Annotated in this window: 17 protein-coding genes, 1 pseudogene and 1 riboswitch; of the genes and pseudogenes, 14 read left to right on the top strand and 4 right to left on the bottom strand. The window is 47.1% G+C overall.

The window, feature by feature from the left end:
- Positions 1–23: 23 nt before the first annotated feature.
- From VEHSUH05_RS04495 to fucO, 3 genes and pseudogenes are all read left to right on the top strand, one after another.
- Positions 24–257: a (2Fe-2S)-binding protein gene (locus tag VEHSUH05_RS04495; RefSeq protein ID WP_054674482.1), complete on the top strand. Its 234-nt coding sequence runs from the start codon at positions 24–26 to the stop codon at positions 255–257.
- A gap of 332 nt (positions 258–589) precedes the next feature.
- A pseudogene (locus VEHSUH05_RS04490) lies at positions 590–1,749 on the top strand (glycoside hydrolase family 3 N-terminal domain-containing protein).
- Positions 1,750–1,873: 124 nt separating this feature from the next.
- A complete protein-coding gene (gene fucO / locus VEHSUH05_RS04485) occupies positions 1,874–3,025 on the top strand; it encodes a lactaldehyde reductase (protein ID WP_105090856.1) in 1,152 nt (383 codons plus the stop codon).
- Between the two features lie 265 nt (positions 3,026–3,290).
- Here fucO and larA (VEHSUH05_RS04480) read toward each other — a convergent pair whose 3' ends face one another.
- Positions 3,291–4,568, bottom strand: coding sequence for a nickel-dependent lactate racemase (gene larA / locus VEHSUH05_RS04480; RefSeq protein ID WP_105090855.1), 1,278 nt, complete (start codon positions 4,566–4,568; stop codon positions 3,291–3,293).
- A 337-nt stretch (positions 4,569–4,905) separates the two neighbouring features.
- Between larA (VEHSUH05_RS04480) and VEHSUH05_RS04475 the strand changes: the two genes are divergently transcribed.
- From VEHSUH05_RS04475 to VEHSUH05_RS04440, 8 genes are all read left to right on the top strand, one after another.
- Positions 4,906–6,453, top strand: coding sequence for a ClC family H(+)/Cl(-) exchange transporter (locus VEHSUH05_RS04475; protein ID WP_105090854.1), 1,548 nt, complete (start codon positions 4,906–4,908; stop codon positions 6,451–6,453).
- 459 nt (positions 6,454–6,912) lie between these two features.
- Positions 6,913–8,187, top strand: coding sequence for a nickel-dependent lactate racemase (gene larA / locus VEHSUH05_RS04470; RefSeq protein WP_105090853.1), 1,275 nt, complete (start codon positions 6,913–6,915; stop codon positions 8,185–8,187).
- 77 nt (positions 8,188–8,264) lie between these two features.
- Positions 8,265–9,008 (top strand): ATP-dependent sacrificial sulfur transferase LarE, encoded by a 744-nt coding sequence (larE, locus tag VEHSUH05_RS04465; protein WP_105090852.1) that lies wholly within the window; start codon positions 8,265–8,267, stop codon positions 9,006–9,008.
- On the top strand, positions 9,008–9,787 hold the full coding sequence (gene larB, locus VEHSUH05_RS04460; RefSeq protein WP_054674488.1) for a nickel pincer cofactor biosynthesis protein LarB: 780 nt from the start codon (positions 9,008–9,010) through the stop codon (positions 9,785–9,787). Before larE ends, larB begins: the two co-directional genes overlap by 1 nt.
- Before the next feature lie 31 nt (positions 9,788–9,818).
- Positions 9,819–11,168: a nickel pincer cofactor biosynthesis protein LarC gene (gene larC / locus VEHSUH05_RS04455; protein WP_105090851.1), complete on the top strand. Its 1,350-nt coding sequence runs from the start codon at positions 9,819–9,821 to the stop codon at positions 11,166–11,168.
- A 6-nt stretch (positions 11,169–11,174) separates the two neighbouring features.
- Entirely contained in the window at positions 11,175–12,002 is an 828-nt protein-coding gene (locus VEHSUH05_RS04450; RefSeq protein WP_425445595.1) for a sulfite exporter TauE/SafE family protein, read from the top strand.
- Positions 12,003–12,459: 457 nt separating this feature from the next.
- Positions 12,460–15,282: an FAD-binding and (Fe-S)-binding domain-containing protein gene (locus tag VEHSUH05_RS04445; RefSeq protein ID WP_105090850.1), complete on the top strand. Its 2,823-nt coding sequence runs from the start codon at positions 12,460–12,462 to the stop codon at positions 15,280–15,282.
- Between the two features lie 116 nt (positions 15,283–15,398).
- On the top strand, positions 15,399–16,013 hold the full coding sequence (locus VEHSUH05_RS04440) for a tetratricopeptide repeat protein (RefSeq protein ID WP_105090849.1): 615 nt from the start codon (positions 15,399–15,401) through the stop codon (positions 16,011–16,013).
- Positions 16,014–16,159: 146 nt separating this feature from the next.
- On the opposite strand, the gene rarD is transcribed toward VEHSUH05_RS04440, so the two are convergent.
- The gene (gene rarD / locus VEHSUH05_RS04435; RefSeq protein WP_038117488.1) at positions 16,160–17,044 is read right to left on the bottom strand and encodes an EamA family transporter RarD; all 885 of its coding nucleotides are present in this window, start codon (positions 17,042–17,044) and stop codon (positions 16,160–16,162) included.
- A gap of 177 nt (positions 17,045–17,221) precedes the next feature.
- A riboswitch (cobalamin riboswitch) is annotated at positions 17,222–17,396 on the top strand.
- Between the two features lie 258 nt (positions 17,397–17,654).
- On the opposite strand from rarD, the gene VEHSUH05_RS04430 reads away from it, so the two are divergent.
- From VEHSUH05_RS04430 to meaB, 3 genes are read left to right on the top strand one after another with little or no spacing between them, the layout of a single operon-like run.
- Positions 17,655–19,817 carry a methylmalonyl-CoA mutase family protein gene (locus tag VEHSUH05_RS04430; RefSeq protein WP_105090848.1) on the top strand — a complete coding sequence of 721 codons (2,163 nt, stop codon included), beginning with the start codon at positions 17,655–17,657 and terminating at the stop codon, positions 19,815–19,817.
- 4 nt (positions 19,818–19,821) lie between these two features.
- Entirely contained in the window at positions 19,822–22,011 is a 2,190-nt protein-coding gene (gene scpA, locus VEHSUH05_RS04425; RefSeq protein ID WP_038117481.1) for a methylmalonyl-CoA mutase, read from the top strand.
- Positions 22,004–23,257 carry a methylmalonyl Co-A mutase-associated GTPase MeaB gene (gene meaB, locus VEHSUH05_RS04420; RefSeq protein ID WP_038117479.1) on the top strand — a complete coding sequence of 418 codons (1,254 nt, stop codon included), beginning with the start codon at positions 22,004–22,006 and terminating at the stop codon, positions 23,255–23,257. Before scpA ends, meaB begins: the two co-directional genes overlap by 8 nt.
- A gap of 195 nt (positions 23,258–23,452) precedes the next feature.
- Here the strand turns inward: meaB and VEHSUH05_RS04415 are convergent, their stop codons facing one another.
- Together VEHSUH05_RS04415 and VEHSUH05_RS04410 are read right to left on the bottom strand one after the other, a co-directional pair.
- On the bottom strand, positions 23,453–23,830 hold the full coding sequence (locus tag VEHSUH05_RS04415) for a type II toxin-antitoxin system HicB family antitoxin (protein ID WP_105090847.1): 378 nt from the start codon (positions 23,828–23,830) through the stop codon (positions 23,453–23,455).
- Between the two features lie 9 nt (positions 23,831–23,839).
- Positions 23,840–24,016, bottom strand: coding sequence for a type II toxin-antitoxin system HicA family toxin (locus tag VEHSUH05_RS04410; protein WP_054674499.1), 177 nt, complete (start codon positions 24,014–24,016; stop codon positions 23,840–23,842).
- Positions 24,017–24,158 lie beyond the last annotated feature (142 nt).

Here is a 24,158-nt window from a genome sequence, read left to right as displayed (position 1 = left end):
CAAGTGAATAGACGAGGAATCATATGAATTTTGAAGAAAATACGGTGCCGGAAGCAATTCTGGACAAGCTCACGAAGGTGTGCACATGTCGTAGTATTACGCGTAAAACGGTTAAAGAAGCCATTTTGAATGGTGCTCATACATTTCCGGAAGTGAAAGAAGCAACGCGCGCAGGAACCGGCGCATGCGGCGGCAAGGGCTGCGGACCGCGGATTGTGAAACTGCTGGCGGAAATGCGGGAAAGCGGAAAAATTTAATAGGTTTGCAAATGGACTGTTTTAGGAAAGACTCCGGAGGCCACCTGCTTCGCAGCGCCAAGTCGTTTTCCTAGAACAGTCCATTTTTACATATTAACATTTTTCCTAGGGGAGGAGTATTGCTTCGCGCGCAGTCGTTTTCAGCTGGACATTCCCTTCTTCGTATTAAGCTTTTTCTGAGAGAATAGAGATAGAAATTAGCAGGTTATTCGTTTGGTGAACTGAGTCGTTTTCAGCAAGCAATTTTTTTTGCTACTAACTTTGTCCCTTAGGGAGTTGACAGGGTTTCTGTTTCAAAGGACAATAAGTATATTGAGAAAAAAGGGGGCTTTATGAGTTTATTTCGTTCTTTATTGATTGGTTTATCCGTCTGTATATCGCTTGTATTAGGCGGTTGCGGTTTGAATCCGTTTAGTCACACTTCGGAATCCGTGACGTATGAGTCTGTGGCTCAAAGCGAGCTTTCACCGGAAGAAAAGGTGGATAAGCTGGTGGCGTCCATGAGTGATTCGGACAAGGTGGGACAGCTGTTGATGATCGGCGTTCACGGCACGACCTTGAATGATGATGCGAAATTCATGATTAACGAATATCGCGTGGGCGGTATTATTTTGTTTGACCGCAATATGGAGTCCAAGGAGCAGGTGCGAACGCTTATTACGGATATAAAGAAGACCGCTAAGGGTGGTGGTTTGATACCGCTGTTTATCGGGATTGACCAGGAGGGCGGCGCCGTAGCGCGCATGGAGGAGAAGCTTGTAAAGGTACCGCCTGCTGAACAGCTGGGGCAGCGCGATATCTCTGAAACGGTGGCGTTGGCGAAACAGTCAGGGGAAGAGCTTAAGTCTTTAGGATTTAATATCAATTTTGCGCCGGATGCCGATTTGGGATTAACCTATGGACGTTCTTTCAGTACGAATCCTGACGAGGTCATTCGCTATGCCGGCGCCGTCGGAAAGGCTTATGACGAGGCGGGACTGTTGTATTCTTATAAGCATTTTCCGGGTATCCGGGTATCGGTAAAACGGATGTGGATTTACATGCGGACACCAGTGTAGTGCCTGTGTCGAAAGAGGTGCTTTCACAAGAGGATACAAGAGTATTCGCATCGCTGATTAAAGATTCGAAACCAAATACATACATGATTATGGTTTCTCATGCAGTGTATCCGCAGATTGACCCCGATCATCCGTCCAGTTTATCGAAGACGATTATTACGGATTGGCTGCGCAAGGACATTGGTTATAACGGCGTCGTCGTTACGGACGATATGGATATGGGCGCATTGGCGAAACATTATGCATTTTCGGAAATGGCGGTACAGTCGATCTTGGCGGGCAGCGATTTACTCCTGGTCTGCCATGAATACGAACATATGCAGGAGGCCTATAATGGGCTGATGAAAGCCGTCAAAGACGGCCGTATCTCGCAGGAACGCCTCAATGCGTCGGTGAAACGGATTCTGCTCATGAAAATGAGTCGGGATGCATAAGTTCGTGTCATATCTATAGTACGTGATGAAAATTATATACAGGAGTTTACATAACCGATGGAGAATTACTAAGTATAGTAATCCTCTGTCGGTTTTGTTTTTATATACGTTAGGAGTGATGTATATGGCTCAGAGAATGATATTAAACGGTACGTCTTATTTCGGTCAGGGCGCGATACAGGAAATCGTCAATGAAATCAGGAATCGTCATTTTAAGAAGGCTCTTGTTACATCCACACCTGATTTATTTGAGTTCAAGGTGGCGACGAAGGTAACGGATTTACTTGATGCCGCAGGTATTGAGTACGCTGTTTATGACGGTATCAAACCGAATCCGACCATAGAAAATGTGACAGCCGGTGTCGAAGCCTGCAAAACGGCCGGTGCAGATGTTATCGTCGCTGTCGGCGGAGGCAGCCCGATCGACACGAGCAAGGCTATCGCTACGATTATGACAAATCCGGAGTTTGCTGATGTGCGCAGTCTTGAAGGGTTGGCACCCACTAAGAATCCGTGCTTGCCGATTATCGCCGTCACGACTACGTCCGGCACGGCGGCTGAAGTGACTATTAACTATGTCATTACAGATGTTGAAAAGAATCGCAAGTTCGTCTGCGTCGATCCGCATGATATTCCTATTGTGGCCATCGTGGATCCCGATATGTCCGCATCGATGCCGACCGGTCTATGCGCCGCGACAGGGATGGATGCGCTTGTGCATGCTATCGAAGGATATATTACGCGCGGTGCTTGGGAATTGACGGATATGCTCCATTTAAAAGCGATTGAAATTATCAGCCGATCGTTGCGTAGCGCAGTGGCCGGTGATTACGCAGGTCGGGAAGCCATGTCTGTGGGGCAATATATTGCGGGTATGGGCTTTTCCAATGTAGGGCTCGGTATCGTTCACTCCATGGCGCATCCGTTAAGCGCATTATATGATATTCCGCATGGCAAGGCCTGTGCAATGCTGTTAACGGCGGTCCTTACATTCAATGCTCCCGAAACGGGACATAAATATCGCGAGATTGCCCGTGTTATGGGCGTTGCCGATGTGGATGATATGGATGAAAGCACGTATCGCCAGGCTGCTATCGATGCTATTCAGCAATTAGCCGATGATGTAGGCATTCCTAGATCACTCGGTGAAGCGGGGGTGAAACGTGAAGATATTCCGTTCCTCGCCGAATCGGCCTTACATGATGCGTGTACGCCGGGAAATCCTAGGGATGTGACATTGGAAGATATTGTGAGCATTTATCAATCCATTTTCTAATAAGATCTACAAGGTTTTAATGAAATCTGCAGGTTAAGAAAAAGAAGGCTATACATAATCGTATTTATATGAACAGGACTTTGTAATAAAGGGCTGTTCCGAGCGATTATGTATAGCCTTTTTCTATGTGATTATATATGTTTTATAAGTCGGAGTTCGAGTGAAAGTGCTTTCACATGGAACTGTTTGAAATGTATAGATGTTAACTATAAAAATTCCGATTTGTTCCTATAGGCGCCATTGTGGCAGACAACCTTAAAGGGGGTTATTGTTTCACGATCACGGATACACCGTCAGGGATAACCGTGATTTTGGCATCTTCACCGACCTTTTTCATTGCTGTTTGTAATGCCTGGTCAAAGTTATAGGCGTGTTCTAAATGCATATCCGTTAACATTTGCGGATCGCATTGATCTGTTACGACAATAACCGTGAACTGATCTAAGATCCTAGCTAAAATTTGCATTTCCCATTGATCGGGAATCGTCTCATTTCGCGGTACTTTGGCGATTCTGTCGAGTAATTCTCTCGGTGTAGTCGCATTTTTCAGATTTTCGTATAAGGATTGGCCTCCATGACCGTCATTACATGCGGCAAGTATGATAATGACGCCATTTTTCTTACAAGTAGCTTCGGCCGCTGTCATGCCTTTTACGGACTGATAAATGTTTTGATCTAACGGATAGCCGCCGTTAGTAGTGACAACGATATCGGCAGGTACGGCTTTCACACTGGCTAAATCGGATACAAAGGCACAACCTTTTTCGTGGGCTTCCTCCATATCACCCGCAAAGGCGTTGATGATGTGTTTATCGGCATCGATGACAACATTTAAAATAAAGGCGAGTTTAGCCGTACGCGCTGCGTAGACCATATCTTTATGAATCGGGTTGTTTTTAATGATACCGGTTCGTGCATAGGCGCTGTTGATGAATTCCGCGCAATGGTTCGCCATGACCGTCACCTCCGATGCTATGCCCGGAAGTACCGATTTACGACCGCCCGAGAAGCCTGCAAAGAAGTGAGGTTCAATGAAGCCTTCGGCGATTAACAGTTCCATTTCGACGGCGATTTTATTGATAATGCAATCTCCACCGGATGGGAGAACCCCGATTTTGACCATTTGGGACGCATCTCCCGAAATATGATTTACAATTTTTTCATGGGCCACGATATCTTTACCGAATTTATCGATCATTTCCTCTTTTGTGGTCGGTCTATGAAATCCTGTTGCCAATAAAATCGTGATGTCTATGGACGGATTTGCGCTGCGGATACGGCGTAACAGAATCGGCATCGTGATTTTGCTGGGAACGGGTCTCGTATGGTCGCTTGTAATGATGACCATATTTGACTTTCCTTTTACCAGCTCTTCTAATGATTTACTCCCTATAGGATGATCCAATGCACTTTCGACGAGCTCTTCCTGTGAAAGCTCAGGTTTGTATGAGTGTGCCCTGGATTCCAGTACGCCTGCAATCCGTGCTTCTGGAATTTGAATATCAACGGTGCTTTTAGAATAGGGAAGGTGAAACGTTTTCATTGGTGTTGCTCCTTACGTATATCAAACTACAGAACGATATACTTTTATTGTATTCTATAGAAATGAAAATCCGCTTAAAGAGGACAAAAATCTTTCACAAGTGTACAAACTCGTAGATATACTTTCACAATCAATATTCTTGAAAAAGTGAATACGGACAAGTATACTAGTTATGAATATAACTAATATATATGCATTCAATATAAATTGAGATATTCAGTTATTTTCAGGTCGTTATAAATATATGCTATAAATATATTAAGGTATTATAATGCGGCATAGTATTAATCTGTATGGAGCGTGCGGACCGAAATAGTTCGAGGCGGAGGGACATAGTATGAAATTATGGAAATTGAATAAACGCAGTTCCACCTTAGCGAATATGTCCATGAATCGCATTCTGTTATCCGAATTGATTCTGAAAGGCGCCTTGGTCGGTGTTATCGCCGGGTTCGGCGGCGCCACGTATCGCTATTTAATCCTTGAATCGGAGCATGTGCGTTGGGGACTGATGGATGGAATTTCACTCGAATGGGCGCTCATTTGGCTCGCAGGGATGATTTTATTTGCCTTTATCGTGGATCGCCTGCTACAGTGGGCGCCGTTGTCCGGCGGATCCGGTATTCCTCAAATTGAAGGGGAAATGCTGGGCTTGTTCGATATGAAACCGTATCGTACGTTTGTATCCAAGATGATTGGCGGTGTGTTGACGGGCTTTGCGGGGTTCTCCGTGGGGCGGGAAGGTCCGGCCGTACAAATCGGCGGCTCTGCCGGTAAAATCGTGTCTTACTGGATGAATTCAGGTTTACGGGAACAGCGTATACTCACCTCCGCCGGTGCTGCGGCCGGCTTGACTGCCGCCTTCAGCGCTCCCGTGTCGGGGGCGATGTTCGTTTTTGAAGAGGTGCATAAGAGTTTTTATCCGTACCTCGTCATTCCTACCTTTGTGGCGGCGTTGATTTCCAATTACATTACGGTCAGTATCTTCGGCCTCGAGCCGGCGCTGGGATTTTCCGTGACGACGGGGATGCCTCTGGAATATTTCCCGTCCCTTCTCGGTGTGGGCGTGCTGACGGGATTGTGCGGCGTCTTTTTCTGCCGAATGATTTTCGCGTTTAAAAGTTTCTTTGACTGGCTCAAATGTTCCCGGTTTTTGAAATTAGTCATTACATTTGTCGCCGTGGCGGCTATCGGCTTTGATTCGCAGCTGTTGCTGGGCGGCGGCAATGATCTGGTGGGGCATTTGGCATTTCAGTCGCATGGGGTGTGGCTCCTTGCGGGCATCGTCATGGGCAAGATTTTGTTGACCACGTTCTGCTATGGCAGCGGTGCGCAGGGGGGCATCTTTTTGCCCATGCTCGTTATCGGTGCGGCGACCGGTGCTTTTTGTGAAAGCCTCCTGTCGTCACTTCAACTTATTTCCGGTGATTATGTGCCGCAGTTCGTCATTTGTGCGATGGGCGGTATGCTGGCGGCGGCAATGCGAACCCCGATTTTAGCAATTCTGCTGGTTCTTGAAATGACGAACAGTTTTTCAAATATTTACGCCATCGGTATCGTGACCATTGTTGCCTATCTGGTAGCGGAATTGTTGAAAGAACCGCCAATTTATGACTCCTTATTGCGTGCTATGAGCAGACAAAGCAATCTGGAAGCGGTACAAACCTTCTTTCAGACTAAGGTACCTGTAGTGGCACCGTATATCGGCAAACAACTGCAGGACCTGAGTGTACCGGACGGGGTTTTGATTGTCAGCATCAGACGAAACGGGACATATATCGTGCCGTTGCGGGATGTGGTGATTGAGGCCGGTGATGAGTTGCAGGTTTCATGCGAACGAGGGCGCCTCAAGGAGGCTAAATCGTTTTTTGCGTCCAGTATGTAAGATTGTTGGCTGTAGCCGAAGTTTTATTGATATGAACTTAATATATTGAAAAATACACCGGCAGGAAAGCCTCCAAAGCCACCCCTTACGGCGCTAAGTCGTTTTCCTGCCGGTGTATTTTATTTATTTATAAAACTTCGGCTACAGAGGCGCCAATTGTCCTAATACTGTTTACAAAAAACGATTATTAATGTCTCTAATGGCGCCTCTCCTTGCATGAAACCAAGAGGGGGATTTAAAGCTCTACCCTTGCGGCGCTAAGTCGTTTTTCGAAGAGTTTTTTATTGAAATGCACGCAATAAATGATTAGCTTCTAATAGAGAGTGTCTCATTTCACATGAAACCGGGAGGGGGAAAGGCTTCAAAGCTGTTTGTTTTCACGTGGATTTTATAGATTGATTATACGGTTCGGTGCTATACTTAACATATATGAGTTCTAGCGGCTACGGAGGGTTAATCATGAAAACGTATACTTTTCCTTATGATTATAAAAAGCTGAATGTGTCTCTTGATGAGCGTTTCGTTTCGGGCGTGTTGGAGTCCAATGCGGCTTCGTATCAGGCTGAGTTGAGTCAGAGCGAGTTGGTAGAGTATGCTTTGGACCATCCTGTTAACAGTCCTTCGTTGGAAGCTTTGGTAAAAGGCAGGAAGAATATGGTGATTATCACGAGTGACCATACGCGGCCGATGCCAAGCAAGGTGACATTGCCTATTTTGCTTCGTCGTATCCGCGCCGTGAATCCCGAAATTGATATTACGATTCTGATTGCCACAGGCTTTCACAGGCCCATGACTCATGAGGAAATGGTCGCCCGTTTCGGCGAGGATATCGTTAATCATGAGAAGTTGATCAATCATGATTCCGAGGATGATGCGAATATGGTTGAAATCGGTACATTACCGTCAGGGGGTAAATGTATTATCAACAGATTGGCTGTAGAGACGGAGTTATTGATTGCGGAAGGGCTCATCAATCCTCATTTCTTTGCGGGATTTTCCGGCGGACGTAAATCGGTACTGCCCGGTGTGGCATCTAAGGTGACTGTTCTTGCCAATCATTGTGCCGAATTTATTGAAAGTGAGTTTTCGCGGACCGGTATCATCGATGAAAACCCGATTCATAAAGATATGCTGTATGCCGCGAGAAAAGCCGATTTACAGTTTATTCTCAATGTTGTCATCGACAGCAAAAAGGAAATCATCAAAGCTGTTGCCGGTGATTGCGTAGATGCTCACAAAGAAGGGTATGAATTTATCCGTTCTTTATCGTCGGTGAAGCGTATCCCTGCGGATATCGTCATTACCAGTAATGGCGGCTATCCGTCGGATCAGAATATTTATCAATCCGTAAAGGGGATGACAGCGGCCGAGGCATCCTGTAATGACGGGGGTGTCATCATTCTGGCGGCTTCCTGTAAAGAAGGACATGGCGGACAGGCTTTGTACGATGCGATTAAGGGCATGGACAGTGCACAGCAGATATTAGATGATATTCACGGTGTTCCGAGGAATGAGACAAAGCCGTATCAATGGAAAATTCAGATTCTTGCAAGAATTTTGAATCATTATTCTGTTATCGTGGTGACGACCGATTGTGATCATCAGGTGATACGGGATATGCATATGATACCGGCCTCCACGCTGGATGAAGCGGTATCCATTGCGAGAGGAATTAAAGGTGAGGATGCATCGATTACGATTATTCCGAACGGAACCACGGTTATTGTAGAGTAGAAAATGGTTTAGAAACTTCAGTATGAATCATATCTTATTGTGTATGTTGGAATCTGTACGGTTTGAGGAGGATGTCGATGGAGCTGGTTGATTATTTAAAACGCTTTGAGCGGTTAGCTATCGCATTCTCCGGCGGCGTCGATTCATCGTATCTGTTATATGCGGCTGTGAAAGCGGGTCTTACGGTGCAGCCTTATTTTGTGAAATCTCCGTTCGTTCCGGATTTTGAAAGATCCGATGCATTGCGTTTGGCCGCGTCTCTGGGCGTTTCGGTACAGGAAATAACAGTTGACCCGTTGAAGGATGAAAGGATTGTCGCCAATCCGGATAATCGCTGTTATTACTGTAAACAGCATGTATTTAATGCAATTATCGAGGCGGCGAATCATGACGGCTTTCACCATGTGGCGGACGGTACAAATGCGAGCGATGAGTATGATGACCGTCCGGGCATGAAGGCGATTCAGGAACTTCGCATATATTCTCCTCTTAGGGCGTGCAGGCTGACAAAGCCCATGATTCGAAACGCATCACATGAGGCGGGTTTATTTACGTGGCATAAACCGGCGTATGCGTGCCTTGCTACGCGATTTCCTGTGGGGCAGAGGATCACAGAGGACGGGCTTCGCAAGGTGGAAGAGGCGGAAGGATATCTTTTTTCGTTGGGATTTTCCGACTTTCGCGTACGATTACTCGGCAATATAGCTAAAATTCAGGTGCCTCAATCACAGTTGGAAAAGGTATTGCAATATAGGGAGCTCATAATAAAACAGTTGAGCCCTTTGTTTGATGCGGTGTTATTAGATTTAGAGGTGCGATGATGAGTCAGGATGTACGTACTTTGTTAGAGGCTGTTAAAAATGGAACTGTCGATATCGACACGGCATTGATGACCTTGAAGCAGGCACCGTTTCAGGATCTGGGCTATGCTCATGTGGACCTGCATCGCACCGTGCGCCAAGGCGTACCCGAAGTTATTTACGGTGAAGGGAAAAGCGTTGAACAAGTCGTCGGCATTATCCAATCCATGAAAGCCAACGGAATCGATAATATATTGGTGACACGATTGCCGAAAGCGATGGCGGAGACTATTCAAACACAGATATCACAGACCATGCAAATGCATGTATCGCTACATTATTATGAGGCCGGACGTATCGGCATCGTCGGTGATATGCCCGTTGAAACGACAAGCAGTCATATTGCGGTTGTGACGGGCGGTACCAGTGACTATAATGTGGCAGAGGAATGTGCTTTGACAGCGGAATTTTATGGAAATTCGGTACAGCGCATCTATGATGTGGGCGTGGCCGGCATTCATCGTCTCCTTCATCATCTGGATGAGCTTATGAGTGCCAAGGTTATCGTCGTTATCGCCGGTATGGAGGGCGCTCTTGCCAGTGTTGTGGGCGGGCTCGTGGATGTTCCGGTGATTGCCGTGCCTACCAGTGTCGGTTACGGAACGGCTTTCGGCGGCGTAACGGCGTTGTTGTCCATGCTTAATTCCTGTGCCAGCGGCGTTTCCGTGGTGAATATCGACAACGGATTCGGTGCCGCATATATGGCGAATATGATTAATCATATCGGTGAAAGCAAGTGATTGCATGGGTTATGAGTAAAGGGTAACGATAATGAAGCGGTTATTTTTAGACTGTCAGATGGGTGTTGCCGGTGATATGCTGACGGCGACGTTGTTGGGCCTGACGGACGATCCTTTTCGATGGGTTGAAAGATTAAATGCTGTCGGCATCCCCAAGGTGACTTATCGATTGGAACCGAAGGAAGAATGCAGCTTACAGGGATATCATTGTACGGTTGCCGTTGACGGTTATATAGAGGGTGAAGATGTAATTCCTGATTATCACGATCATCATAATTATAATCAGCACAATCACGATCAGCAGGCTTATGGTCATGAGCGACATGATAGTCAGAAGCAACATAAACAGGATTATCATCACTTACATCCCCATCACTCACATTCTCATCATACATTGTTAGATGTTCAGCAAATTATTAATGGATTGTCCTTACCGGATGAGGTCAAACGCGATGCGTTGGCAGTGTATCGGTTAATTGCCGATGCGGAGGCCGCAGTGCATCAAAGGGATGTGAATATGATTCACTTTCACGAGGTCGGTGCCTATGATGCCATCGCCGATGTAGTGGCGGTATGTTATGTATTGCATCATCTTGCGTTCAATCGGATTATGGTGTCGCCCATTCACATGGGATACGGTACGGTGCATTGTGCTCACGGTACCTTGAATGTACCGGCACCGGCTACGATGAAACTGTTACAAGGCTTGCCGTGTTATACGGATTATCAGGTGGAAGGCGAACTTTGTACGCCTACAGGGGTCGCTTTATTGCGATATTTCGGAACGGATTTCGGACCGATGCCCGTGATGCACGTTGACTCTGTGTCGTATGGATTCGGGACGAAGACATATAATCGACCTAACTGTGTACGAGCCTTTGTGGATACGATTATATTGAAAGGAGATAGAGCTGAACATTCTCTAGAGAATCCTGAGCAGGAGAATGTACGCGATGCCGTCTACAAGTCTGATGAAATCATAGAGATTCAATGTAATATTGATGATATGACGGCGGAGGAAATCGGATATGCGGTGGAGAAACTGATAACATCTCCGGCGCTCGATGTCTTTACGACATCCGTTATGATGAAAAAGCAGCGTCCCGGCACGATGATTACCGTGTTATGTCATGAAGAACATCGCGCCGAGATAGAACAGCTGTTATTGAAACATACCACAACGTTGGGGCTCCGCTTTCAGAAAAAGGAACGACACATTTTACATAGAGAGTCCGGTTCTATCACGCATAAGGGGCAGGCTATCAGGTATAAAAAGGCCTATGGGGCCGACGGGACATCGATCAAATATGAGCATGATGATCTTGTAACGGCGTCCGAGGCTTTGGGTATGAGCTTATTGGAATTGAAGCGGCAGCTGTAGGAGACTATGGTATCCTCGACACATCAGGGAGGTTGTATTGTGATTGATAATCCGTTTGTATTCTATCTATTTTTTATCGTCGTCGGTTTCTTTACGGCCATGTTAGGGACGATTATCGGCGCCGGCGGGGGTCTCATTTTTGTGCCTTTATTCATGTACTGGTTTCCTCAGTGGTCGCCGTCGATGATTGTGGGCACGTCTTTATTTGCCGTTATGTGTAATGCTATTTCCGGTTCGCTGGCGTACATCAGGCAGAAAAAGGTGTTTATCAGCGCCGCTCTTATTTTTAGCCTGGCCACCTTTCCGGGCGCCATTTTAGGGGCGCGTATGTCCGCCTGGTTCTCAGGCCCTGAATTTATGTTTGCCTTCGGGTGTTTCCTGGCCTGTGTATCTATTTTGATCGGATTTAAAAATTTCCGTAAAGGCGAGCGCCAGGCGGAGTCTCTCACGCTCGATGAGGTTACCTATAATAAGCCGCTAGGCATCGCTATCAGCATTGTGGTCGGATTTATCTCCAGCATCTTCGGTATCGGCGGCGGACTTATTCACGTGCCTGCGCTTATCTATCTGATGAGCTTTCCCACACATCTGGCGACGGCTACGAGTCAGGCCATTTTGGCGGTATCCACCACGGTGGGTGTTATTACACACTTCCTGTCGAATCATATCGTATTCAGTATTGCCGTTCCTGCCAGTTTCGGCGCTCTGTTCGGGGCCCAGGCGGGCGCGCAGATTGCAAAACGTCTGAAAGCAAAGGTCATTCTGGCATTGATGAGTGTCTGCGTATTCGCACTGGCGGTGCGGCTGATCATCGGATCGGGCATTTTGTTCTGATATGGTGTCGCTTTTGTAAAAGAGTTTGTAAAATGTATTTGTGCTGAGTTATATAGTACATCTATTTTTATTTTGCTATGAAAAAAAATCATACATATTTGTAATTGAGAATGTAACGGATAAAATATATATACATGAAGGTTTTATGTATATATATTGCAATCTGATTCTTGTAGAACTACATATGTCCAGGTCCCTATCTATGTGGATTTAGAGATACTTTTTAATTCGTGTCTGTCTAGTCCGAATGGGTAGGGGCCTTTTTGCTTTACATGCGGAGAAATCGGTACATGATAATGCGAATGAGATGTACTTTCAACATATAATTTAAAAGGCGCATCGATATCGATAATTATTGGAAGAGATATAATTTATGCATAATTGTGGTAGGCATAATGAGAACGGCGTATACTAAATTTATAAAGATTTCCTTAAGCTGGGATTGGAGGTTATTCAAGTGAATTCATTAGTAAGAGATTATGACCGTTTTGCTAAAGAGGCGCAGGAGATTTGTAAAGATCGTGTGTATACAGATTATCTGAGACGTTATGCATATGGCGTGGATGCATCCTGTTACAGCTATTTGCCGAAGGTCGTGGTGAAAGCGCAGGATGAATCCGAGGTACGCCGCTTGATTCGTCTGGGTCAGCAATGCGGTACGCCATTCGCATTCAGGGCTGCGGGGTCGTCCTTATCCGGGCAGTGTTCCTGTGAAGATGTGCTCATCGTATGTAATGACGGTTTTAAAAAGATGGAGGTTCTGGATAACGGACTTGCATTAAAATGTGATTGCGGTGTAATCGGTTCTGATGCGAATGATATGCTACAACCGTATAACCGCAAAATCGGACCTGATCCGGCAACCATTGCGACCGCTTTGATTGGCGGTATTTTGAATAACAACTCATCCGGCATGTGCTGCGGTACGGCACAGAACTCATACAAGACGATCCGTTCCATTCGCGTCGTATTGTTGGACGGAACGATTCTCGATACATCGGATCCGAAGAGCGTCAAGCAGTTCCTCAAGGAAAAACCGCAAATGGTGGAGGATATTTTGCAATTGCGCAGGGATATCTTAGCGGATGAAGAATTGACGCACATGATTCATCATAAATACAAGATTAAAAATACTACCGGTTACGGCTTGAATTCGCTTGTTGATTTTGAAGATATTATTGACATCATCAATCATCTGTTTATCGGCTCCGAAGGCACGTTAGGCTTCGTGTCCGAAATCGTGTACAATACCGTTGAGGACGTGCCTCATAAGGGGTGCGGTCTCATGTTCTTCCGCACATTGAACGACGCTTCTCTTGCGGTTGTCGCCCTTGCCAACATGGGCCGCGAGAAGGTCGTCGCTGCGGAAATGATGGACTACCAATCGCTCTGCGCGGTACAAAGTCTTGAAAATGTGCCGGCTTTTCTTAGCGAAGTGCCGGAAGGTACCAGTGCGATTCTATTCCAAACTGAAAGCTATTCAAAGGAAACGGTGGATGCGAACTTAGCGTTTATTAAAGATCAGTTGAAGGATATTCCGACGGCTATGCCGAGCCTATATTCCCAAGATCCGAAGGAATATGATTCGTGGTGGGCTATCCGCAAGGGGATCCTGCCGATTGTCGGCGGGCAGCGCAAGAAAGGCACAACGGTTATCACCGAGGATGTGTGCTTCAAAATTGAGGATTTCACCAAGGGCATCGAAATGATTACGGAGTTATTCCATAAATACGACTTTGTGGACGGCGGCGTTATTTTCGGTCATGCTTTGAGCGGGAACGTGCATTTTAATATTACCCCTGATTTCAGCAATCCTAAGGATACCAAGAATTTCGCCGATTTGGTGAAAGAAATGTCCGAGCGCGTATCCGGATTCGGGGGCTCCTTGAAAGCGGAACATGGTACAGGTCGCATGGTCGCTCCGTTTGTTGAAATGGAATGGGGCAAGAAGGCGTACGAAATCAATCGTCGTATCAAGGCTATCTTCGACCCTACGGGCATCTTGAATCCTGATGTTATCATTACCGATGATCCTGATGTATACAAGAAAAATCTGAAAGCGCAATGCGTTATTGATGATGCTTTCACTATTTGTATGGAATGCGGTTTCTGTGAAAAGCATTGCCCGAGCCGCAATTTAACATTGACACCGCGTCAACGTATCGCGTTATTACGTGAAACGAAACGACTTGAAGCGGAAGGCAATTTCACGCTTGCCGCTGAACTTAAAAAAGGCTATCAGTACTATGGTGTGGACACCTGTGCGGCATGTTCCATGTGTAAAGGTCTATGTCCGCTCAGTATCGATACGGCGCAGATTGCATTGTCCATGCGTAAAATCGATCCGCCTGCACCGAGTCTCGCGAAGACGATTTACGATAATTTCGCGACGACCCTTGATATGTGCCGTGCCGGCGTGAGCCTTGAAGGCATTGCCGGCGCTATCGTGACGAAGAAGGCGATTTCAAAAATCACGGATGGCTTACATGGCGTGACCGGGATGACGCCGTACTTGCCGAAGACGACACCTAAGGCGAACCGTTATAAATTGAAGAACCGCATCAAGCCGGGCAATTTTGAACGGGTCGTATACTTCAGTACCTGTGCAAACCGCGCATTCCGTCCGAACCAGGGTTATAATGATGAACGGAGTTTGCAACAAGTTTTTGAAAGCTTATGCAGTAAAGCGCATATCGATGTGGTGTATCCGCCGCATATTGAAAACCTCTGCTGCGGTCTCAGCTTTGAAAATTATGAAGACATCGATAAACGGGCGCTCAAGGATCTTCACGATGCATTGATGACTGCCTCGGAAAACGGTAAATATCCTATCGTAATCGACCACAGTGCATGTTTTAGCCATGCTTTCAAACATATTACAGATTTGGAAATTAATGATATTTCCGAATACTTGTATAATCACGTGGTGCCGCGCCTTGATATCCGTAAATGCGATGAACGCGTTCTCGTACATAAACAATGTAAGATTAAATCAGCAGGCAAGTCCGAATATATTGAACGGCTCGCAAATCTTTGCTCTGATCATGTATTCAATATCAAATCGTTCGCTTGTGACGGCTTCGCGGGACAAAAGGGGTTCTTTACGCCGGAACTCAATAAATGCGCTACGAAAGACTTGTCCGGCGAAGTGGCCGAATACGGTGCGACCCTTGGCGTCAGCTCCAGTTCGACTTGTGAAATCGGGCTCGGTGAAAATTCGGGCATCCCGTTCGTCGGTATTGCGTACCTGTTAGACCGGTGCTCTACAAGTAAAAAGTAATAAGTTAATGAGTTACACATTTAAATTCTCCGAGATATAACGAAAAGGACGAGTTACCTGAACTGCATCTCCCCAAATTGTGTCTAAATCGATAGAATTGATAAGCGAGGTGTTTTATGAGATCTACTCTATTATGTATAGGTTTGTTTGTAAGTTTGTTTGGTGTTTGGGGGTGTGGCGTCGATACGGACAGGACGCAGGCGACCGGTGCGGACACAACGGTAGAGAAGTCCAAGGTGAATGAGGACTCCGATTCGCATGTAACGGCGGCCAAGGCGGCTCTTTCAGCGGGCGATTACAACAAGGCCGTACAGGAGGCGACCGCATCGATAGCGGCTCATGCGGGTAATGCGGAGGCGTACTCTGTGCGCGGCATGGCGGAGGCGTTACAGGGGGATACGGACAAGGGCCTGCAGGATACCAGGAAAGCTTACGATTTAGATTCCGATAACGTGGCCAATTATTACAATATGGCGATGGTCTATAAACTGCAGGGGCGCTTGAACGAGTCCAAGGAATGGTTTGAGCGGGTACTGGAAAAGGATCCTCGCAATACATGGTCCGTTTACGGTATCGCCACCATTTATGCGGATCAGGGGGATGATGTAAAAGCCCTCGACTGGTTGGAACAGGCGATTAAGATCGACCCGTCCGTGAAAGCCGTGGCGGCGGAGCAGGATCATTTTATGAAATATCACGGTCAGCCCCGCTTTGAAGCACTGATAAAATAAGTTACTCAATTTATATAGTAAAATAGCCTCTTCACTATGAAGTACGCCCCGATATCAGATCAAGTTCAATCTAATATCGGGGCGTACAATAGATGTTAATCTCTCATAGCGGAGAGGCTATATTGTTTATATGTTGAATATATATTTTATCTGTTCCGTTGCAACTGATTCGACATCGTAAAGATGATGAGGGCGAGCCAGATACAGGAGAAGGCGATGATGTTCGTCGTAGTGAAGCTTTCACCGAAGTAGAAGATCGCCAAGAGTAAAGCGATGGTAGGCGATACGTATTGCAGAAAGCCGAGTACATTAAGCGGCAACAGGCGGGCGCCATACGAAAACAGTATGAGCGGAGCCGATGTGGTCAGGCCGGATCCGATGAACAGCAAGGTCGTATTCCAGTCCGTGCCGAAATAGGACCATGACGATGTGTCGATAAACATCGTATACAATACGGCGAGAGGGGTTACAATCCATGCTTCGAGGGCGATGCTCGTGAACGGATGGATGATCAGTTTTTTCTTTACCGCGCCGTAGAGACCGAATGAGACGGCGAGGGCTACGGAAATCCACGGCAGAGAGCCCAGTTGCCACGTAAGAAAGGCGATGCCCAAGGCGGCGATAGCGACACTGAGCTTTTTCGGAAACGTGAGGACCTCTTTAAAAATGATGACACCCAGCAGGACATTGAGGAGCGGGTTGATATAGTAGCCGAGACTGGTGTCCATAACATGATTATTCGCGATGGCCCAGATATAGGTGCCCCAGTTGAGGCTGACCAGTAGTGCGGCACATAGGAGCAGCACGATTTGTGAGCGATGTGTCCATAAATGGTGGCAGTCCTTTTTGAATTGTGTAAAATTTATGCCTATAACGATGAAAGCCATAAAGATGCCGGACCATATGATGCGATGGGCCAGCACGGTATAAGGGGAAATATGTTGTAAGAGTGCCCAGTAAATAGGGAGTAATCCCCATATGATATAACAGCTGAGGGCCATAAGCAGCCCTTTTTTATTTGTATGTTCCATAGAATAGATGCCTCCTGATAAATATGATTTATTATAGCATTATTCATGTGTGATGCGAATATATTACTTTAAGTTATGCTATATGCTTTTTACATATAATATAAAATTAGGTACTTATGAATTGATTTTATAAATGTTGACTGAATGCAGTGTTTTACACTATATTTAAGGGAGAACAACAAAATATTGAGAATAGGTGTCACAAGACTTAATAGAGAAATCGGTATAAGCCGATGCGGTCCCGCCACTGTAAGGACGAGCCTGCTTTCATAATGTCACTGGAGCAATCTGGGAAGGCGAAAGCGAGGCGATGACCCCGAGCCAGGAGAACTGCCTATTTGATAATCACCGTTATGTACCTACGAGCGATAGGAAGGGGATTGAGGTATACTGCTTAGAGGTTTTTGTGTACCTTTCAACAAGAAACCTAACGTGTCACTCCAGGGTGGCACGTTTTTTGTTGCCATTCGGGAGGGGCGTATTAGGAGCTTTGTATTACGATTTGATAATGCCGGATTTGCTCGAGTCGGATACATCCCGAACAGTTTATAGGTACGATGACGGATTCGCTGTTCCTAGTATGGTTTCGAGTTGAAAAGGAGGCACATATATGTCTGATAAAATGGCTTCAAATGCCGCAAATAGCGAACTGCTAGCTCCTGTGTCATTTGATGAATTTGAGAAACCTACGTATGAAAAATGGAAGGCTGAGGTTGAAAAGGCTTTAAAGGGCGGGGACTTTCATAAAAAGATGTTCACCAAAACCTATGAAGGAATTACTTTACAGCCGATTTATACGCCAGCGTTGCATCAGGAAAAAATTCCGAAGGGCGTGTATCCCGGTGCGGGTCAATTTTTGAGAGGCACCAAGGCGAGCGGCTATATTAAGGATTCCTGGGGCGTGTCGCAATACGTAGATGAGTCGTTACCGAAGGACGCAAATCATGCGAGCCTGTACGAAATTGTCAAGGGCAGTACGATTCATAACATCCGTCTGGATGAAGCGACGCGTCATGATCAGGATGTGCAGGTTGGTGCCGCTGTAGGCGTGGGCGGTACATCGTTATCGACTGTTGAAGATTGTGCGCAATTATTGGAACGGTTTAACTTCAAGGAAAATCCTCTCTACATCGAGGCCGGTGCATCATCCGCCATCCTGTTGGGGATGATTTCCGCCACTGTGAAAGCGACGAAAAAGCAGACGTCCGACCTGAAAGGTCTCGTAGGTGCGGATCCTATCGGCGTATGGGTGAAGGACGGTGCGCTGCATATGTCGTTGGACACGGCGTTTGATGAAATGGCACATAGCGTGATCTGGGCTTCCGAACAGGCGCCACAGCTCAAGACCGTCCTTATTTCCGGCGACGCCTATGCAAACGGTGGTGCTAATGACGTGCAGGAAGTGGCTTACGCTTTGGCGACGGCGGCGTGTTACGTACGTGAGTTGGCGCAACGTAATGTGGACATTCATACCATTGCGAACAGCATGATGTTCACCTTCTCTCTAGGGGCCAACTTCTTCATGGAAATCGCGAAATTACGGGCTTTGCGTGTGATCTGGGCGCGTATCATGGAGGCTTTCGGTGCTGATGAAAGCGATCGCGCGGTGCATGTTCACGGCAGAACATCGGCTTTCACAAAGACCGTATACGATCCGTATGTAAATCTGTTGCGTAACACGACACAGGCATTCTCCGGCGTTGTGGGCGGTTTGGACAGTTTGGAGGTATCTCCGTTTGACCAGCCGATTCGCAAATCCGACGATTTCTCCCGTCGTATTGCGCGTAATATTCAGGTCATGTTGCAGACGGAATTCGAATTGCGTCAACCGGTTGACCCTGTAGGCGGTTCCTGGTATGTGGAAACCTTGGCGGCCGAACTGTGTGAAAAAATTTGGGCCGAATTCCAGGCTATTGAAGCGAAAGGCGGGATTGTCGCCGCATTGAAGGAAGGGTATCCGCAGGCGCAGGTGAAAGCCGTGTTGGCGGAGCGTTTCAAGAACCTGGCATACCGCAAAGACGTTGCCGTAGGGAACAACATGTATGCGAACATGACCGAAGAGCTCTTGGATTCTAAACCTGAAAACCAGGATACATTGCGTCAAAAACGGACGGCGCAAATCGAGGCTTACCTGTCCGGAGCCGACCCTGATGCGGTTGTGAAAGCTCAGGCGGCGCTGGAGGCGAGTACGACGGAACCGGGTGCATTGATCGGCCTCATCGAACTGGGGGCGTTGCAGAAATTGACGATGCGTCAAATCCGCAAGGCTTTGGATGCGGGTGATATTTCATCGGAAACGATCGAAGCCATCACGCCTCATCGCTGGACGGAACAATTTGAGGCGCTCAGAATGCGTACGGAAGAATACAAACAACGGACGAAGGACAATGTGAAGGTATTCCTGGCGAATATGGGTCCTATACCGCAACATAAACCGCGCGCCGATTTCTCCACAGGCTTCTTTGAAGTGGCGGCGTTCGAGGTTATCAAGAACGACGGTCATGAAACGACGGCTGATGCGGCGAAGGCGGCTCGTGAAAGCGGCGCCGATGTAGTGGTTATCTGTTCTACGGATGCCACCTATCCGGAACTGGTTCCGCCGCTCGCCAAGGAGTTGAAGGAAACTATGCCGAATGTGACGGTTATCCTGGCAGGGGCACCTCCGAAGGACCTGGAACCTACCTACCGCGAAGCGGGCGTAGATGATTTCATTTCTGTTCGTGCAAATTGTTACGAAATCTTACATACGTTACAAGATAAGAAAGGGATGTGAGCTCATGTTTAAAAATCCAGACTTCTCCTCTCTTGGCTTGGGAACCCAGACGGCCACATCTCGCGATGCATGGCTTGCTGAACTCCAAAAGGAAACGGGAAAAAGCTTTGAAGAGTTATACAATACGACGATGGAACAGATCCAGGTGAAACCGCTTTATACGGAGATGGATTATGAAGGAATGACACACCTTGACTACATGGCCGGTGTGCCTCCGTATTTGCGCGGACCTTATTCCACGATGTATGTAACGCGTCCTTGGACGGTTCGTCAGTACGCCGGTTTCTCCACCGCGGAAGAATCCAATGCGTTCTATCGCCGTAACCTGGCAGCCGGTCAAAAGGGTCTATCTATCGCCTTTGACCTTGCCACTCACCGCGGTTATGACTCCGACCATCCACGCGTTGTGGGCGACGTTGGTAAAGCGGGTGTTGCGGTAGACTCCATTCTCGATATGGAAATTCTGTTCTCCGGTATTCCTCTTGACCAGATGTCCGTATCCATGACAATGAACGGCGCCGTATTGCCGGTAATGGCGTTCTACATCTTAGCCGGTGAAGAACAGGGTGTAGATAAAAAGGTTATGGCCGGCACAATTCAAAATGATATTTTGAAAGAATTCATGGTGCGTAATACATATATCTATCCTCCGGCTACATCGATGCGTATCATCGGGGATATCTTCGCATATACATCGCAGAATATGCCTAAGTTTAACAGTATCTCCATCTCCGGTTACCATATGCAGGAAGCGGGCGCGACGGCGGATATCGAATTAGGTTATACATTGGCCGACGGTCTCGAATACATCCGTACCGGTGTTAATGCGGGCCTTCACGTTGACCAGTTCGCGCCGCGCTTGTCCTTCTTCTGGGCTATCGGCAAAAACTACTTCATGGAAGTGGCGAAGATGCGTGCGGCTCGTATGTTGTGGGCTAAGATTATTAAAAGCTTCGGCTCTGAAAACCCTAAATCCATGGCTCTTCGTACACATAGCCAGACATCCGGCTGGTCTCTTACGGAACAGGATCCGTTCAACAACGTAGCTCGTACATGTATGGAAGCGATGGGGGCCGCATTGGGTCATACCCAATCTCTTCATACGAATGCGCTTGACGAAGCGATCGCGTTGCCTACGGACTTCTCGGCGCGTATTGCGCGTAATACTCAACTTTACATCCAGGATGAAACGAAGGTATGTAAGGTTATCGACCCATGGGGCGGTTCCTACTATGTAGAAGCATTGACAGACGAATTGATTCGTCGCGCATGGGGTCACATTCAGGAAATTGAATCCCTTGGCGGTATGGCGAAAGCTATCGATACAGGGCTTCCTAAGATGCGTATCGAAGAAGCCGCTGCACGTCGTCAGGCTCGTATCGACTCCGGTCGTGAAGCCATTATCGGCATCAACAAATATCGCTTAGATAAGGAAGATCCGTTGGATATCCTCGACGTAGATAATACGGCGGTACGTGAGGCGCAAATTCGTCGCCTTGAACAATTGCGCGCTAACCGCGATGAAGAAAAGGTTCAATCCTGTCTCGAAGCGATTACGAACGCTACGGAATCGGGCGAAGGCAACTTGCTCGCCCTTGCGCTTGAAGCGGCTCGTGCCCGTGCATCCTTGGGCGAAATTTCCTTTGCCGTTGAAAAGGTATGCGGCCGTCATAAAGCGGTTATCCGTTCTATCTCCGGCGTATACTCCAGCGAATTTGAAGATGATGATGTTATCAAGGAAGTACGTCAGATGGCGGATGACTTTGAAGAAATCGAAGGTCGTCGTCCTCGTATCATGATTGCCAAGATGGGTCAGGACGGTCATGATCGCGGCGCGAAAGTAATTGCTACATCCTTCGCGGATATGGGCTTTGACGTGGATATCGGACCTTTGTTCCAAACTCCGGAAGAAACAGCTCAAGATGCGGTGGATAATGACGTTCATATTGTCGGATTCAGTTCTCTTGCGGCGGGGCATAAAACATTGTTGCCTCAACTTGTAGAGGAACTCAACAAGCGGGGCCGTGGAGATATTTTGGTTGCCATCGGTGGCGTAATCCCTGCTCAGGACTATGAATTCCTACGCGAACATGGCGCAGTGGCTATCTTTGGACCTGGTACAGTTTTGCCGGTAGCGGCGAAAAAATTATTGGAAACCTTGAGCAGCCACGTTCAGGAAGAGTCTAATGACTGATAAGAAACGGACTGCTCCGGATGAATTGCGTAACACGCAGGACGCCGCTTTCACCTCCGGTGAAAGTAACGCCCCTGAACTGGGTGTAAAAAACGCAAGCGCCGAGGGCAGTACCTATCGTCCCGACTGGGTGCCGGAGGAAGCGAAAGCGGATGACACGTACGCGTGTCACGTGATGAAGGGCGTCAAGGAAATGCATGACGGCCTCGTGACGAGCTCCGCTCATCTGGCCCCGTCGTCACGACCCGTGCAGCGACGTAAAAAGCTGACCGTTGCTGATTATGTGCGCGGCATCGAGCAGGGTGACCGCGTCATACTTTCACGGGCCATAACATTGGTTGAAAGTAACAATACAATGCATTTTCAAACGGCACAGCAGGTGCTGCAGGCTGTGTTGCCCCGTACGGGCAAGGCATTGCGCATCGGCATCACAGGTGTGCCGGGAGCCGGTAAAAGTACCGTCATTGAAGCCTTCGGTAACATGCTCATTGAAGCGGGTTATAAGGTAGCGGTTCTTGCGGTGGATCCGACGAGTCAGGTCACGAAGGGCAGTATTCTGGGCGATAAGACGCGCATGGAAACGTTGACAAAACATCCGAATGCGTATATTCGTCCGTCCCCTGCGGGAGGCACATTGGGCGGCGTAGCTCGTAAAAGTAGAGAAACTATGCTGCTGTGTGAAGCGGCGGGATATGATATTATCCTCGTGGAAACCGTAGGTGTCGGTCAAAGTGAGGTCACCGTCCGCTCCATGGTGGACTTCTTTATGCTTATCGTTCTCACCGGTGCCGGTGATGAACTGCAGGGCATTAAAAAAGGCGTTATGGAACTGGCGGATGCCATCGTAGTCAATAAGGCGGATGGGGACAACCTTAAACGGGCCCTCATTGCGCGTAGCGATTATGACCGGATGCTGCATTACATCCGTCCGGCTACGGAAAAATGGAAGACTCGGGCCTATACTTGCTCGGCCGTTACTAAAGACGGCCTGCCCGAGCTATGGGAGGTTATCGAAGAGTTCGCCGAACAATGCAAGGAAAACGGAGTGTTCCTCAAACGACGTCAGGAACAGTCCTTACAATGGGTGCGCGACATGATTGATGAACACTTGCACAACCTGTTCTTTAATAATGTTGTCATTCAAGGGCGCATGGGCGAAGTGGAAGCGGCCGTACTGAACGGTAAAATGAGTGAGTCGCAGGCCGTAGAAGAACTAATCGGAATCTTTGATAAATCGATTAAATAGAAAAATAACGAAAAGAGGCCCGACATCTATACGGCATTTGATCGCTTTACCATGTAAAGGTGAAGCTGCTGTATAGAGACATCGGGTCTTTTTCATTTGCGTGATTATGTGATTTTTAAGGGGATCTTTATGTGCCCTATAGTTAGTGGCGGATAAGTATAATAGGCTGATTTCGTAGAAGATGGTATTGTAATTTTACATTGTTTTTTCTACGAGCGCCTCCTGTAGAATTTGTGAAAAGTTAAGGTTTTTGGCTAATGCGCGTTCATTCAACCATGCCGGAATGGTCAGGGTTTTCTTTACAGATTTGCTATTTTTAGCTAAATCGATATCCGTTTGCACGAGTGTAGGATAGGTGGATTTTGTACACGGTAAATTGCGAATGGAAGTGGCTTCAGGCAGAGTTCCACCATCCTCAAGTGCACCTAAGATGAATAATTCCATTGCTTCCTGAGCATTTGTTAATAACTCTGTCAGCGTTGCCCCTGTGCTGCTGGTGTATTCCAAGTCGGGAAATTCAGCCCATAAACCGTCGCCATCATCATGGATAACAGCAGGATATATAAATTTCATAGGTCCTCCTCATTTCAGTCCTGTACGTTTTAAAATAGCGTTTAATAATCCGGCAGGCATATCTCTTCCGTGAACCGCGATTACTTCCACTTTATCACCTTTCTTTAATCGGTGATGACTGCCGCACTGCCGTACATCCTTCCAACCGTTTTTCTGAAGTAGCTTAAGTAAATCTTTGTCCTTCATATACTCTCCTTATATGATAGCACGTGTACACGTGCTTAACAATTATTACATAGGACTTTCTTGATTTTATTTGTAGTGTAGCATTCTTTTCGGTGAAAGTGCGGTGACTGATAATCACGGAGGTTCTTAATGGTCACTTGAC

Origin of the sequence: Veillonella denticariosi JCM 15641 (assembly GCF_002959855.1) — a bacterium.
Classification (GTDB): Bacteria; Bacillota; Negativicutes; order Veillonellales; family Veillonellaceae; genus Veillonella; species Veillonella denticariosi.
Note: the sequence above shows the minus strand (reverse complement) of the source record. Positions and strands in the feature narration are given on the sequence as shown.

What these genes read in the sequence shown, in the direction of transcription:
- VEHSUH05_RS04495 (WP_054674482.1), top strand. Translation starts at nt 24, where the DNA reads ATGAATTTTGAAGAAAATACGGTGCCGGAAGCAATTCTGGACAAGCTC.
- fucO (WP_105090856.1), top strand. Translation starts at nt 1,874, where the DNA reads ATGGCTCAGAGAATGATATTAAACGGTACGTCTTATTTCGGTCAGGGC.
- larA (WP_105090855.1), bottom strand. Translation starts at nt 4,568, where the DNA reads ATGAAAACGTTTCACCTTCCCTATTCTAAAAGCACCGTTGATATTCAA.
- VEHSUH05_RS04475 (WP_105090854.1), top strand. Translation starts at nt 4,906, where the DNA reads ATGAAATTATGGAAATTGAATAAACGCAGTTCCACCTTAGCGAATATG.
- larA (WP_105090853.1), top strand. Translation starts at nt 6,913, where the DNA reads ATGAAAACGTATACTTTTCCTTATGATTATAAAAAGCTGAATGTGTCT.
- larE (WP_105090852.1), top strand. Translation starts at nt 8,265, where the DNA reads ATGGAGCTGGTTGATTATTTAAAACGCTTTGAGCGGTTAGCTATCGCA.
- larB (WP_054674488.1), top strand. Translation starts at nt 9,008, where the DNA reads ATGAGTCAGGATGTACGTACTTTGTTAGAGGCTGTTAAAAATGGAACT.
- larC (WP_105090851.1), top strand. Translation starts at nt 9,819, where the DNA reads ATGAAGCGGTTATTTTTAGACTGTCAGATGGGTGTTGCCGGTGATATG.
- VEHSUH05_RS04450 (WP_425445595.1), top strand. Translation starts at nt 11,175, where the DNA reads ATGGTATCCTCGACACATCAGGGAGGTTGTATTGTGATTGATAATCCG.
- VEHSUH05_RS04440 (WP_105090849.1), top strand. Translation starts at nt 15,399, where the DNA reads ATGAGATCTACTCTATTATGTATAGGTTTGTTTGTAAGTTTGTTTGGT.
- rarD (WP_038117488.1), bottom strand. Translation starts at nt 17,044, where the DNA reads ATGGAACATACAAATAAAAAAGGGCTGCTTATGGCCCTCAGCTGTTAT.
- VEHSUH05_RS04430 (WP_105090848.1), top strand. Translation starts at nt 17,655, where the DNA reads ATGTCTGATAAAATGGCTTCAAATGCCGCAAATAGCGAACTGCTAGCT.
- scpA (WP_038117481.1), top strand. Translation starts at nt 19,822, where the DNA reads ATGTTTAAAAATCCAGACTTCTCCTCTCTTGGCTTGGGAACCCAGACG.
- meaB (WP_038117479.1), top strand. Translation starts at nt 22,004, where the DNA reads ATGACTGATAAGAAACGGACTGCTCCGGATGAATTGCGTAACACGCAG.
- VEHSUH05_RS04415 (WP_105090847.1), bottom strand. Translation starts at nt 23,830, where the DNA reads ATGAAATTTATATATCCTGCTGTTATCCATGATGATGGCGACGGTTTA.
- VEHSUH05_RS04410 (WP_054674499.1), bottom strand. Translation starts at nt 24,016, where the DNA reads ATGAAGGACAAAGATTTACTTAAGCTACTTCAGAAAAACGGTTGGAAG.